A 13,807-nucleotide genomic window follows, 5' to 3' on the forward strand; every position below is an offset into this window, starting at 1 on the left:
CGGTGCAGGCCAAAGATGAAAAAGTAAACTGTACCATCGCCCGTTCAAGACGGATTAAAAACCCGCCAAAAATTATAATCGATTGGTTATTTGTGGAATAGCAAAAATTTACACTCCTTTTTATACCGATGTCCGATTAAAATTTAATTTTGTGTTGCAGATTATGTCACATTAATGGTACGATATGGAAGCCTACCTTGATTTCCTGCAGGCCAATCTTACAAATCTCTTCATTGAGAATCCGAATGATTTAAACGCTGATGTTCATCTTTCACTCGGTGGCCTGGAGATTTTTTCAGTCAGCAGCCAACGGCACCAATGGCTTTCCGTAAGCGACTGCTACAAAGAGCCCACATTGACCATGTATTTTTCCTTTGAAGGTATCTGCATGGGGGAAGACAGGCGGAATGCCAGCTTAACAACCCTCCAGACCAATCAGCATATCCTCAGTTTTTCTCCTTATTTTGAAGGCAATTACTCCATACGGGGCCAGCGGATCAACAGTTTTGGGGTGAGCATGACTGCTCCTTTTTTCAGGCGGTTTATGCTGGATGACCTGAATTGCCTGGAGCAGTTCTGGAATAAGGTAAATCGGAATGAGGAAGCCGATATCGCACCCCAACCGCTTCCGATCACACCGCAGCAGGCAGCCATCGTCAGCGAATTACAGCACTGTGTTTACCGCGGCCAGATGAAACAGCTGTTTTATGAATCGAAGATTGCGGAGCTGTTTCTTTCGCAGGCACAGCAGGCGGAGTCCATGACCTCCCTGAAAAAAAGCACCCTGTCATCGCGTGAAAAGGAACAACTGTACATGGCCCGGGAATATGTGGAGGCCAACATGCTGCATCCCATCAGCCTGCGGAACATCTGCCAGGCAACAGGACTGAATGACTTTAAACTCAAAAAAGGATTCAAAGCGCTTTTCGGCGTTACGGTTTTCGAGTACCTGTCCAATCTGCGGATGCGACATGCGCACAAGCTGCTCACCGATACCTCCTCCCCTGTGTTTGAGGTTGCCTATTCCCTGGGATACAGCGATCCGTATAATTTTACCAAAGCATTTAAACGGCATTTCGGTTACCTGCCCAGCAAGCTCAAGGCCTAAAGGTATCCCGGAAATCCGTGATTTTCATTTTCCTGCCACCGGCTGTTACCATTTCCCCCTAAATTACAGTACATTCGCTTAGCTATAATCCACTACCATGAGTAATACTCCGCTACCTATCCCGCGCAAAAACATCCTGATCACGGCTGCCGCTGCAGCGGTGGTCATCGCGGCGGCCATCTTTACGATATGGAAATACAGCCAGGCCGATACGGTAAACGCAGGCAATACGGCCTTTGCCAAATACATCGAAGGGTACACTACCGGGGTGATCTCCCGCGAAGGTACGGTGCGGGTACGGCTGGCCACGCAGGTTAATACCCTGCACCAGCCCAATCAGGAGGAAAGCCGCAAACTTTTCGACCTGAGTCCTTCGGTCAAGGGCAAAACGTATTGGATAGATGCACGTACCGTTGAATTCCGGCCGGACAAGCCGTTCGAACCCGGAGAAACGTATGTCGCAACCTTTCAGTTGGACCAGGTGGCCGACGTCAGCGAAGCGCTTAAGCAGTTTACGTTTGATTTTAAGATCATTGCGCCATCTTACCTTGTCGAATTCGACGGCCTGAAAGCACAGACCGGTAACTCGACCGACCGGATGAAATTTACCGGAACAGTACTGCTTGCGGATGTGGAGGAACCGGCAGCGGTGGAGAAAATCGTAAATGCCACCTATGGCGGCAAAGCGACAGCCATCAGCTGGCAGCACCAGCCCGGGTCGCGTACTGCGACATTTACGATTGATTCACTTGTCCGCGGCAAACAGGCCACTAAGCTGATGCTGGCAATCGATGGCCGGCCAATAAGGTCCGAAAAGCAAAGCAAAAAGGAAATTGAAGTACCCCGCTTGGGCGATTTCAAGGTACTGGATGTCCGTGCCGTGCACGAACCGGAACAGTATGTATTGGTGCAGTTCTCCGATCCCCTGCTGGTTGCCCAGAACCTCGATGGCCTCATCCAGATCAGTGAAACGAATGACACCCGCTATACCATTGATGGCAGTGAGGTAAAAGTATATGCACCTGATTTACTTGAAGGCAGTTATTCCATTGCCATCAATGAAGGGGTGGAAAACATCAATTCCCAGAAAATCAGTACGGCTTATGCGGCCAACATAAATTTCGAAAACAGGCTGCCCGCGGTAAGCATACCGGGTATGGGTACCATACTGCCGGGTTCCGACCGGCTGACCATGCCCTTTGAAGCGGTCAACCTGCGGGCGGTGGATGTAACCATTGTCAAGATCTTTGAAAACAACGTACCGCAGTATTTCCAGAACACCTACGACAGCAAATACGAATTACGCAGGGTCGCTAAGCCCGTAGTACAGACGACCATCGCGCTTGACACCGACAAGAGTGTCAACCTGCGGCGAAAAAACCGGTTTTCGCTGGATATCGATCACCTCCTTAAGACGGAACCAGGGGCTATCTACCGGGTACTTATCGGTTTCCGGCAAAGTTATTCCATCTATCCCTGCAGCGATCAGGACATGGAGGCCATCCGGGAGGCCGAGGAAGCGTATCAGGGCAGCTATTATGCCGATAATATTGATGAAGACGACGAATTCTGGGCACGCTATAACAGCTATTATCCATACGATTACGATTGGGATGAACGCGACAACCCCTGCCACAGCTCCTATTATACGACGGATCGATGGGCCAGCCGCGACATGCTGGCATCCAATATCGGCCTGATCGTCAAAGGGGGCAACGACAACAGCATGACGGTGGTGGCAACGGATATCCTCACGGCACAGCCGATGGCAGGTGTCGAAGTCAAGGTACTCGACTACCAGCAGCAGGTGATCCAGACGGCGACCACCGATAACGAAGGTTTTGCACGTTTCGACGTATCCCGCAAACCGTTTATGCTGATTGCATCCCGCCGGGATGAACGGGGCTACCTTAAATTAGACGACGGTGCCGCACTTCCTCTCAGCCGGTTCGACGTGGGGGGCGATGTTGTTCAGAAAGGCATCAAAGGCTTTATTTACGGCGAGCGCGGGGTGTGGCGACCGGGCGATTCGCTGTATATCGGATTCATCATGGAAGACCTTTCGGCTAATTTACCCGAAGGGCATCCGGTTACGTTTGAACTGTATAATCCCAAGGGACAATTGAGCAAACGCCTTGTCGAATCCAAACATACCAACGGGTTTTACACCTTCCTTACCAACACCGAAAGCACCGCACCCACCGGCAATTGGCTGGCCAAGATCAATGTGGGTGGCGCAACATTCCAGAAAACGCTGAAAATCGAAACGGTAATGCCAAACCGGCTTAAGCTCACCCTCGATTTCGGCAATAAAAAAATACTGGGCAAAGGCACCGATACCAACATCGGCTTATCGGCAAACTGGCTGTTCGGAGCCAGCGGCCGGAACCTGAAAGCCCGTGTGGAGGCCACAGTGTCGCCCATGAAAACGGAGTTTCCGGATTTCAAATCGTATACGTTTGACGATCCTACACGTGCTTACGCAACAGAAAGCCAGGTGCTGTTCGACGGCACGCTGAACGAACAGGGAAAGGCTGCGTTCTCTTCGGATATTTCGGCGGTCAATAACGCGCCGGGTATGCTGCGGGCCAGTTTCACCACGCGGGTGTTCGAGCCGGGCGGTAACTTCAGCATCGACAACGTGAGCATGCCTTACAGTCCGTACAACAGCTATGTCGGCATCCGTACGCCCGAGGGCGACCGCCTATCGGGCATGCTGCTTACCGATAAAGACCATGAGGTAAGCATTGTCATTGCAGATGCCAACGGCAAGCGGATCAGCGGAAACCGACGCGTACAGGTCGAGTTTTACAAAATCCGCTGGCAATGGTGGTGGAATCAGGAAGGAGAATACCTGGGCAATTTCACACAGGACAAATACAACCAGCTGCTCAAAAAAGAAACCATTACTGTACGGAATGGAACCGGCAAATGGAACCTCCGTGTCAACTATCCGGACTGGGGGCGCTACCTGATCCGTGTAGTAGACCCCGAGAGCGGACACGCGTCCGGCAAGACGCTGTATGTCGACTGGCCCGGATGGGCACAGCGCGAACAGCAGAACAATCCTACGGAAGCTTCCATGCTTTCGTTCACGTCGGACAAGGCGCAATACCGCGTGGGCGACGAGGTAACCCTGACCATCCCTTCATCTGAGGGGGGGCGCGGACTGATCAGTCTCGAAAATGGCAGCCGGGTGCTCCGGAGCTGGTGGATCGATACCAAAAAGGGACAAACAATACACCGGTTCAAAGTGGAAGAAGCCATGGCACCTAATCTGTTCGTAAACGTGACCCTGCTGCAACCGCATGCACAGACCGCAAATGACCTGCCCATCCGGATGTACGGTGTAATACCGCTGATTGTAGAAAATCCGAAAACCCAGCTGAAACCCCGGATCGATATCGCGGAAACACTACGCCCGGAAACGAAATCAAACATCACAGTAACGGAAACGGGGGGCAAGGCCATGACCTATACCATCGCGATCGTAGACGAAGGGCTGCTTGACCTCACGCGGTTTAAGACCCCCGATCCGCACGCAAGCTTTTACGCCCGCGAAGCGCTGGGCGTAAAGTCGTGGGATCTGTTCGATCAGGTCATCGGAGCATGGGGCGGCGACCTGGAGCGGATTCTCAGTATTGGCGGCGACGGTGACATCAACCGGAACGTAAATCCGGCGAAAGCCAACCGTTTCAATCCGGTGGTCAAATTCCTGGGTCCTTTCACACTCCGCAAAGGAGGCAAAAATACCCACGAATTCACGCTGCCCCAATATGTCGGATCGGTGCGGGCGATGGTTGTGGCCGGTCAGGACGGAGCCTATGGGTTCGCTGAAAAAGCCGTGGCGGTAAAGAAACCGCTGATGCTGCTGGCTACGCTTCCCCGGGTAGTCGGCCCCGGGGAAACATTTAAACTGCCCCTGACGGTCTTTGCGATGGAAGACCGCATTAAACAGGTACAGCTGCAGGTAACTGCCGGTGGCGGCCTGTCAGTTACAGACGCCAAACAAACGGTTTCGTTTGCCGAACCGGGCGAGAAAATGGCCTATGCCACCGTCAGCGCCGGCAACAGCACCGGGGTCGGCAAAATCAGAGCGGTTGCCAAAAGCGGCAATGAAACGGCAGTTTACGAAGTGGAAATCGACATCCGTAACCCCAACCCGTTCGTTACCGCCGTCAGTGAGTCGACGGTTAAGGGCGGGTCCGACTGGCAGCAGGAGATTAAGCCGCTGGGCCCGGGAGACGGCAACAGCATGATGGTCGAAGTATCCACACTCCCGCCGATTAACCTGACCAAACGGCTGAGCTACCTGATCCGGTATCCACACGGCTGCCTCGAACAGGTAACGTCGGGCGTATTCCCGCAGCTGATGATCGACCGGCTGACGGCGTTGACAGCAGACCAGAAACGTGCGGTGGACCGCAACATCAAAGCCGGTATCAACCGGATACGGGGATACCAATTGCCCCCGGGCGGTTTCGGCTACTGGCCTGGTGCCAGCGATGCCGATGAATGGAGTACAAATTACGCGGGCCACTTCCTGCTGGAGGCCCAGGACAAGGGATATGCTGTCCCGGCCGGCATGCTCGACGCATGGAAACGGTACCAGCAGCGCATGGCGCAGCAATGGGCGCCCAGTCAGTACAACTGGCGGGGCGGCGACCTCGTACAAGCCTACCGGCTGTACCTGCTTGCCCGGGCTAAGGTACCTGAAATGGGAGCCATGAACCGGCTGAAGGAATTCCCCTACCTGTCGGATGAAGCCGCATGGCGCCTGGCTGCGGCATATCAACTGGCAGGCCAGGGCATCGTCGCCGGTCAGCTGATCAAAGGCCGGAGCACGTCATCCAAACCGTATGACCACGCCGGCTATACGTTCGGATCCAACCTGCGCGACCAGGCCATGATCCTGGAAACACTGGAGCTGATGGGCCGGAAGCAGGAGGCGGAAAAGGTGCTGCTGGCCGTGGCCGCCAGTCTGGGTAACGAAAACTGGTACAGCACGCAGACCACTGCCTACGCCCTGCTGGCCATTGCCAAATTCGGTGGCGGTGCAACCGGCAAGAACAGTTTTACCTATACACTGAACGGCAAGAATACGCCGGTTGAAATGGAAACATACCTCCACCGGATTACGCTCGACGCAGCTAACCCGAACAACCGGATAGCCATCCGGAATCCGGGCGACAAGACACTGTATATCCGCGTGATCCGCGAAGGCCAACTGCCCCCGGGTGAAAACCCGCCGCTGGACAATCATCCCGAACGGCTTTCCATGACGGTACGGTATACCACGCCCCAGGGTGAGGTCATTAACCCCGCCCAACTGACACAGGGCACGGATTTCGTTGCAGTTGTGACACTCAAAAACACGGGAAACATGGGTACGTATGAACAGGTGGCACTGACGCAGATTTTCCCTTCGGGATGGGAAATTATCAATACCAGGCTCAGCGACAACGATACGGCTTTGCAAAGTGCCCCGGCAACGTACCGCGACATCCGCGACGACCGTGTGCTTACTTATTTCAATATCCAGCAGCAGGAAACACTGACCTACCGCGTGTTGTTGAATGCATCTTATACCGGCCGGTATTTTCTGCCACCGGTACATGCAGAGGCCATGTACGACAACCGCATAAGTGCGTCAACCACCGGCAGCTGGGTAGCGGTAACTCCCGAGCAGCATTAGGCCACGTCAGCGGCGGCCTTCAATGCCTGCTCAATGAGCTCGCCGTAGAAGGCGGATTCCTTCATGCCGGCCGCACGCACCTGCTGGGGGATAAAGCTTTGAGCGGTCTGCCCGGGAATGGTATTGATCTCGATGAAGTAAAACCGGTCCGTGCCGCGGTGGAGGAAAAAGTCTACACGCACCATGCCTTTGCAGTTCAGCCGCAGGTAAATGGCCTTCACAATTTGTTCCACCCGCTCGCGCTGTTCCGGGCTAAGGTCGGCAGGGGTTACCTCTTTGGTCAGGCCCGGTGAATATTTGGCCTCAAAATCGAAAAACTCCCGATCGGTGATTACCTCTGTTACCGGCAGCACCACCAGTTCCCCGGCGCGGCGGTAAATGCCGACGGAAAACTCGCGGCCTTCCACAAATTCCTCCACAATGACCTGTCTTCCGGTATTCGCGGCATTGAATGCTTTTTCCACCGCTGCTTCCAGTTGGTCGCTCGCCGTTACCTTGCTCATCCCGATACTGCTGCCCCCGGCGTTCGGCTTTACGAAGTAGGGTAATGCCAGTCCGCTCAACAATGCTGTCGCCTCGCTGCGCTGCGCATCAAACAGCTGTACGGATTTGGCCAGGTGCAGCTCAGGGATGCCGTTAAGCACGGCTTTCGTATACGCTTTGTTCATGGTCAGTGCCGAGGTCAGCGTGTCGCACGATGTATAGGGCAGTCCAATCAGGTCCAGGTATCCCTGAAGACGGCCGTCTTCGCCGGGCGATCCATGAACCATGATGAACGCCACATCAAAACGGATGGTATGGCCAGCAACGGATAGGGTGAAATTTTCACGGTTTACCGGATATTTTTCTCCGTTTTCCGCCGGATGAAACCAGCCATCGGGTGCAATCACGACCGGATATACGTCGTATCGGGAAGCATCAAGCTGCCGGCCGACAAATTCGGCGCTTTTCAAAGAAACTTCGGCCTCGGCCGTGTATCCACCGGTAATTAATGCTATTTTTGTGCGCATGGTCGTTCGTTGAGTTCAGGCAAACATAGCTAAACTCATTTTGATATGCAAGCAGGGATCCGGACCGATCAGCTGGAAATTTTCAGGATATGCAGCCGGCAGGCACGGGGTGCCCGGTGGATGATAAATTATGGCGTTAATATTGCTATGACATACGCGATACGGATGTATCGGATAAATCGACAATGCAGGATTTGATATGAATAAATTCTTCCAATACCTAAGAACGGAAACCTTCAGGAAAACCCTTATTGCGGCACTTATTGCCTTGGTTGCCTTCTTTTTAGTCATCTTTTTCGGGCTCAGGCAGTATACACGGTATGACGAATCGATACTCGTGCCGCAGCTCAAGGGCATGCTGATCAACGAGGCGGTAGAGAAGCTCGAGTCACAGGGTTTCTCGTACGACCTGGATTCGGTATACCAGATGGACGCACGACCCGGACTGGTGATTGAGCAGGACCCGGATCCCAATACCAAGGTAAAAGAAAACCGGACGCTGTACCTGACGATCATCACGCGTACGGCGCCCGAAGTTGCGTTTCCGGACCTTGTGGAAAAAACGTTCATCGAAGCCCGGGCGATGCTCAACAGCTACGGCCTCAAACTGGGTGACACCACCTATATTCCGGACATTGCACGCGACGTGGTGCTGGATGTCAAATTCGGCGGGGAAAAGCTAAATGCCGGACGACCCATTCCCAAGGGATCGATCATCGACCTGGTGTTGGGCGACGGCCGGGGAGCCAATGAAGTGCAGGTACCCGACCTAACCGGACTAACCCTGGAACAGGCGCGGTTCGCCCTCCGGGGCGTATCACTGACGCTCGGCGCAATCAACTACATGGGTCCCGTGGTGGACAGCCTCTCCGCGGTCATCGTATCGCAGACCCCCACACCGGAAAATCCCCGGGTAAGCATCGGAACGCCCGTTAACGTGGCACTGACCAACCAATAATCACCAATAAGGAGCCCCAACCAAATCAGTCATATGGGAGAAAAAAAGAAAGGGAATATTGTCAAGATCAGCGTAGCCGTGCTGATCGTCGCTGTTGCAGTCGGCGGCTTTATTGCATTTAAGTTTTACCAGCGTTTTTTTGCACCCAACGTCACCGACAGGGAAACATACCTGTATGTTCATTCCGGCTGGGACTTTGAAGACCTCATAGCCAGCATGGGCCAGCTCGGAATCGTGCAGGATACCGCATCTTTCCGCTGGGCGGCTGAAAAAATGGATTACCCCGGCCGGGTCAAAGCCGGTAGGTATAAGCTGGAACCCGGCACAAACAACCGTACGTTAATCAATAAGTTAGGCGGCGGGTTTCAGGATCCGGTGCAATTGCGGTTCGCAAACGTTCGGTTAAAGGAAAATTTCGCGGCGCTGCTGGCCAGCCAGCTGGAACCGGATTCCCTGGCGTTTATTAACCTGCTTAACAGCGACAGTGTAGCGGCGAAATACGGGTTTACCACCCAGGATTTTTTCAGCATGTTCATCCCCAACACGTATGAGGTGTACTGGAATACCTCTGCGGAAGGCTTCATCGACCGGATGGCTACGGAGTACAACAAATTCTGGGACGATGGACGACGGGCAAAAGCGGCCAGCCTGAACCTCACCCCTTCGGAAGTCAGCACGCTGGCTGCGATCGTCAAGGGTGAAGCCCTTCACGTCGCCGAAATGCCCACGATCGCCGGGCTATACATCAACCGGCTGCACCGGGGCATGCTGTTGCAGGCCGACCCTACAGTCATTTTTGCCGCCAATGATTTTACCATCAGGCGGGTATTGTATCGACACCTGGCCCTGGATTCGCCCTACAACACATATAAATACACCGGCCTCCCCCCCGGCCCCATTATGATGCCCAGTATCGCGTCCATCGATGCCGTACTCAATTATCAGAAGCACGACTACCTGTATATGTGTGCGAAAGAAGACTTTTCGGGCTACCACAATTTCGCGGTAACGCAGGCCGAGCATAACGTCAACGCCCGGCGGTTCCAGCAGGCCCTCAATGAACGAAATATCAAACGCTAATGTTTACCTTTGAAACAAAAGTAAGGGTTCGATATGCGGAAACCGACCAGATGGGTTATGTTTATTACGGCAATTATGCTACCTATTATGAGATCGGCCGCGTAGAAATGATGCGTAGCCTCGGCACATCATACAAGGCACTGGAGACGGGCGGCGTCATGCTTCCTGTGCTGGAGATGCAAACCCGGTTTATCAAGCCGGCCAGATACGATGAGGAGCTGGTGATCCGGGTGCATTTAAGGGAAATGCCGACTGTAAAAATCGCATTTGACTATGAATTGTTTAACGAAGCAGGCGAACTGATCAATACCGGCAATACGACGCTGGCCTTCATCGACATGAAGCGCAATAAGCCCTGCAGGGCACCCGCAGATTTTACCGAACGCCTGCAACCCTATTTTGGATAACAAACATGAGTTGGGCACACCGCAATTTACTGAAATTCAAACCCTACTATCAATTTTTGGAGTGGACGAAGGTCGTGGTGCTTCCCGGTTTCGGCTCCCTACCGCTGTATACCGTTGCCACCTTTTTTTTTCAGGAAATTGCCCGGGAATCAATTCTCAACAAGGCTTCTTCACTGGCCTATAATTTTATGCTGGCCATTTTTCCGGGAATCATTTTTTTATTTACGCTGATCCCCTACATCCCCATCACGAATTTCCAGGAAAAACTGCTTGATTTCATTGAAGTCGTTATGCCCCATAATGCTTTCCTTGCTGTGGAGACTACGCTCGAGGACATCGTGCGGAACCAGAACAGCGGGCTCCTGTCGGTCGGTTTTATCCTGGCGACCTTCTTTGCCACGAACGGGGTGGGTTCGCTGATGCTGGCCTTCAATAAGGCTTCCCTGGTCAGGGAAAGCCGCAGCTGGGGGCGCCAGCGAGTGGTAGCCATTGGGTTAACCATCATGATCATCATTGCATTGGCTATCGGCATGACCATATTTACCGCCGCTGGATACATCATCGGGTATCTCCGTGAAAACATCCATATCAATGCGGCTTTCTGGGGTTTTGTTATTGCTGCTTCGCGATGGCTAATCTTATTCGGGATTTACTTTCTTACGGTCAGCATCCTATATAAATTCGGACCTGCATCATCAAGACGGTGGAAATTTTTCAGTCCGGGCGCCATGCTGGCGACCATATTGGCCATTCTTACCTTCTCGGGCTTCGCATTTTACATCAACCAGTTCGGCACGTATAACAAACTCTACGGCTCCATCGGTACACTCATTGTGATCATGATCTGGATTTACCTGAACTCCCTGATCCTACTGGTCGGTTTTGAATTAAATGCCGCCATCGCGCTGTCCAAACAAAGCATTAAAATCGTCAAACCCCGGAATTACAACACGTTCAAAGCGAGTCAGCAGGCTGCCCAGGAACATAAAACCCACTAATGATCGGCGGATCACGGACGATTGCCCTCCGTTGCATTCCAAATGGGCCTGCCTCGGCGTGTTTACGGGTATCCGTTGGCAGTTATTCGGGATTTCGACGGGATTCCTTCGGGGTCGCTTCGGGATTCCTTCGGAGCTTCTTCGAAGCGCTTCGGAATGCAAACGGTTGCACCTGAAGCAGCGTCGAAGCGGACTCGAAGCGTGGTCGAAGCCCAGTCGAAGCGCGGTCGAAGCCATCTCGAACAAGTGTCGAACAAGTCCCGAAGCGTCCCCGAAACCGACCCGAACAACGGTCGGACACACCCGGAAGCCGACCCGACCATGCTTTTGTATCGTCGCCGGACGTCCCCCGAACCGAAGTCGGGTGTCACAGATTACGAAAAATATAACGAATAACTACCTAATAATAAAACTTTTTCATACCTTTGCAGTCCCGATAAAAATCGGGAAAAGGAGACAAATCAATTAATGGCAAAAAAACAAGAAGTAGAAAAAGAACTGGCAGCAAAAAAAGCTGAGCTTCAGGGCGCCGAGGACACCTTGGTGAAAGAACGGGAAGACATCGAATCAGAAGCTGATTCGAATCTGATCGATGAAATCAAATCGACCGCCTGGAGCACCCCTGATTCCGATTTCGATTGGGAAAAGGACGACAAAGGCTTCAGCAACTACAGCGACGAAGAGCGCTCGAAGTTGGAAGAATTGTACGCAGGCACATTTAACTCCATCAACAAGGGTGAAATTGTGCAGGGTACCGTGGTATCCATCAACAACAAGGATGTGGTATTGAACATTGGCTTCAAGTCAGACGGTTTGGTATCGCTTTCCGAATTCCGCGACACGCCCGATTTAAAAATCGGCGACACCGTGGATGTGTATGTGGAATCACAGGAAGACGCCAACGGACAGCTGGTGTTATCACGCAAGCGGGCAAAAACCCAGAAATCCTGGGAAGAAATCAACGAAGCGCTTGAAAATGATACCATCATTGATGGCTTCGTGAAAAGCCGTACCAAAGGTGGCCTGATTGTGGACATCAAAGGTGTGGAAGCATTCCTGCCCGGATCACAGATTGATATTAAGCCGATACGCGACTACGATATTTACGTGGGTAAAACCATGGAGTTCAAAGTGGTCAAAATCAATCACGAATTCAAAAACGTGGTTGTTTCGCATAAAGTACTTATTGAGGACGACCTGGAAAACCAAAAATCCGAGATCGTTTCCAAACTTGAAAAAGGACAGGTGCTTGAAGGAACCGTTAAAAACATCACAGATTTCGGTGTGTTCATCGATCTTGGTGGCGTAGACGGCCTGCTGCACATTACCGACATTTCATGGGGTCGCATCGAGCACCCACGTGAAGTGCTGGCCCTCGATCAAACCATTAACGTGGTTGTGTTGGATTTCGACGACGAGAAAAAACGCATTGCGCTCGGCCTGAAACAACTGACCGAACATCCTTGGGAATCCCTGGATACCGCATTGGAAGTAGGTTCCAAAGTAAAAGGCAAGATTGTAACTGTAGCCGACTACGGCGCATTCCTCGAAATCACACCGGGTGTGGAAGGATTGATCCACGTATCCGAAATGTCTTGGTCACAAAGCCTCCGCAGCCCGCAGGAATTCCTGAAAGTGGGTGACGAAGTGGAAGCGGTTATCCTTACACTGGATCGCGAAGACCGGAAGATGAGCTTGGGTATCAAACAATTAACCCCTGATCCCTGGAAAAACATCGCCGATCGCTACCCGATTGGATCGAAGCAAAAAGCGGTTGTTAAAAACATGACCAACTTCGGTGTGTTTGTAGAGCTCGAAGAAGGAATCGATGGCCTGATCCACATTTCCGACCTTTCCTGGTCTAAAAAGATCAACCATCCCAACGAATTCACCAAAGTTGGTGAAGAGCTGGAAGTGGTCGTATTGGAACTCGATGAGGAAAACCGGAAACTGAGCTTAGGACACAAGCAATTGGAAGAAAACCCATGGGATACTTTTGAAACCATTTTCACCCTGGATTCCATCCATCAGGGAACGGTAATTAAAGTTGGTGAAAAAGGCAATATCGTATCACTGCCCTACGGCGTTGAAGGTTTCTGCCCGGCTAAGCACAGCGTGAAAGAAGACGGAAGTTCATTGAAACTGGATGAAACGGCTGATTTTAAAATCATCGAATTCAACAAAGAGAACAAACGTCTGGTGATTTCGCACTCCCGCATCTGGGAAGACCAGCGTGCCGAAGCGCGGATGGAAGATTTCAACAATCGTAAGAAAGAAGCCAAAGCTGCTTCCTCTGCCGTGAAGAAAGTGAAGGAATCCGTTGAGAAGTCCACTTTGGGCGATCTGGATGTACTTGCACAGCTGAAAGAGCAGTTGGAAGACGAGGAAAGCGCTAAAAAAGCGAAAAAATAAGCAGGCAGCGGAATTAATACCGCTGTTGGAACTCCCACTACGCCCCGTGCATGGTGGGAGTTTTTTTTGTGCACCGCGCTGGTTTTAATGAAACTTTGCCGAAGTTTGTTTTACGATAATGAAATGTTTACCGCCCCGC

8 protein-coding genes are annotated in these 13,807 nt (G+C 52.2%); 7 read left to right on the top strand and 1 reads right to left on the bottom strand.

All coding sequences use genetic code 11. The annotated features are described in order from the left end of the window. Positions 1 to 184 precede the first annotated feature (184 nt). Both ABWO75_RS04950 and ABWO75_RS04955 read left to right on the top strand, forming a co-directional pair. Positions 185 to 1,108, top strand: a complete 924-nt coding sequence (locus ABWO75_RS04950; RefSeq protein ID WP_353183165.1) for a helix-turn-helix transcriptional regulator — start codon at positions 185 to 187, stop codon at positions 1,106 to 1,108. Positions 1,109 to 1,205: 97 nt separating this feature from the next. After that, the gene (locus ABWO75_RS04955) at positions 1,206 to 6,803 is read left to right on the top strand and encodes an alpha-2-macroglobulin family protein (RefSeq protein ID WP_353183167.1); all 5,598 of its coding nucleotides are present in this window, start codon (positions 1,206 to 1,208) and stop codon (positions 6,801 to 6,803) included. Here ABWO75_RS04955 and ABWO75_RS04960 read toward each other — a convergent pair. Beyond that, a complete protein-coding gene (locus ABWO75_RS04960) occupies positions 6,800 to 7,813 on the bottom strand; it encodes a D-alanine--D-alanine ligase (protein WP_353183169.1) in 1,014 nt (337 codons plus the stop codon). The two genes, ABWO75_RS04955 and ABWO75_RS04960, sit on opposite strands and share 4 nt — an antisense overlap. Positions 7,814 to 8,012: 199 nt before the next feature. Here ABWO75_RS04960 and ABWO75_RS04965 point away from each other — a divergent pair, with 199 nt between their 5' ends. The 5 genes from ABWO75_RS04965 to rpsA all read left to right on the top strand — a co-directional run bounded on the left by ABWO75_RS04965 (position 8,013) and on the right by rpsA (position 13,668). After that, on the top strand, positions 8,013 to 8,771 hold the full coding sequence (locus tag ABWO75_RS04965; RefSeq protein ID WP_353183171.1) for a PASTA domain-containing protein: 759 nt from the start codon (positions 8,013 to 8,015) through the stop codon (positions 8,769 to 8,771). Between the two features lie 33 nt (positions 8,772 to 8,804). Next, positions 8,805 to 9,851 (top strand): endolytic transglycosylase MltG, encoded by a 1,047-nt coding sequence (gene mltG / locus ABWO75_RS04970; RefSeq protein ID WP_353183173.1) that lies wholly within the window; start codon positions 8,805 to 8,807, stop codon positions 9,849 to 9,851. After that, positions 9,851 to 10,258 carry an acyl-CoA thioesterase gene (locus tag ABWO75_RS04975; protein WP_353183175.1) on the top strand — a complete coding sequence of 136 codons (408 nt, stop codon included), beginning with the start codon at positions 9,851 to 9,853 and terminating at the stop codon, positions 10,256 to 10,258. Before mltG ends, ABWO75_RS04975 begins: the two co-directional genes overlap by 1 nt. 5 nt (positions 10,259 to 10,263) lie before the next feature. Then, positions 10,264 to 11,256, top strand: a complete 993-nt coding sequence (locus ABWO75_RS04980; RefSeq protein WP_353183177.1) for a YihY/virulence factor BrkB family protein — start codon at positions 10,264 to 10,266, stop codon at positions 11,254 to 11,256. A 468-nt stretch (positions 11,257 to 11,724) separates the two neighbouring features. Beyond that, on the top strand, positions 11,725 to 13,668 hold the full coding sequence (gene rpsA, locus ABWO75_RS04985) for a 30S ribosomal protein S1 (protein ID WP_353183179.1): 1,944 nt from the start codon (positions 11,725 to 11,727) through the stop codon (positions 13,666 to 13,668). The last annotated feature ends 139 nt before the right edge of the window (positions 13,669 to 13,807 follow it).

The sequence above is a fragment of the Parapedobacter lycopersici genome (assembly GCF_040395035.1).
GTDB classification, from domain to species: domain Bacteria; phylum Bacteroidota; class Bacteroidia; order Sphingobacteriales; family Sphingobacteriaceae; genus Parapedobacter; species Parapedobacter lycopersici_A.

Coding starts and splice junctions, on each gene's coding strand:
- ABWO75_RS04950 (WP_353183165.1), top strand. CDS start 185: ATGGAAGCCTACCTTGATTTCCTGCAGGCCAATCTTACAAATCTCTTC.
- ABWO75_RS04955 (WP_353183167.1), top strand. CDS start 1,206: ATGAGTAATACTCCGCTACCTATCCCGCGCAAAAACATCCTGATCACG.
- ABWO75_RS04960 (WP_353183169.1), bottom strand. CDS start 7,813: ATGCGCACAAAAATAGCATTAATTACCGGTGGATACACGGCCGAGGCC.
- ABWO75_RS04965 (WP_353183171.1), top strand. CDS start 8,013: ATGAATAAATTCTTCCAATACCTAAGAACGGAAACCTTCAGGAAAACC.
- mltG (WP_353183173.1), top strand. CDS start 8,805: ATGGGAGAAAAAAAGAAAGGGAATATTGTCAAGATCAGCGTAGCCGTG.
- ABWO75_RS04975 (WP_353183175.1), top strand. CDS start 9,851: ATGTTTACCTTTGAAACAAAAGTAAGGGTTCGATATGCGGAAACCGAC.
- ABWO75_RS04980 (WP_353183177.1), top strand. CDS start 10,264: ATGAGTTGGGCACACCGCAATTTACTGAAATTCAAACCCTACTATCAA.
- rpsA (WP_353183179.1), top strand. CDS start 11,725: ATGGCAAAAAAACAAGAAGTAGAAAAAGAACTGGCAGCAAAAAAAGCT.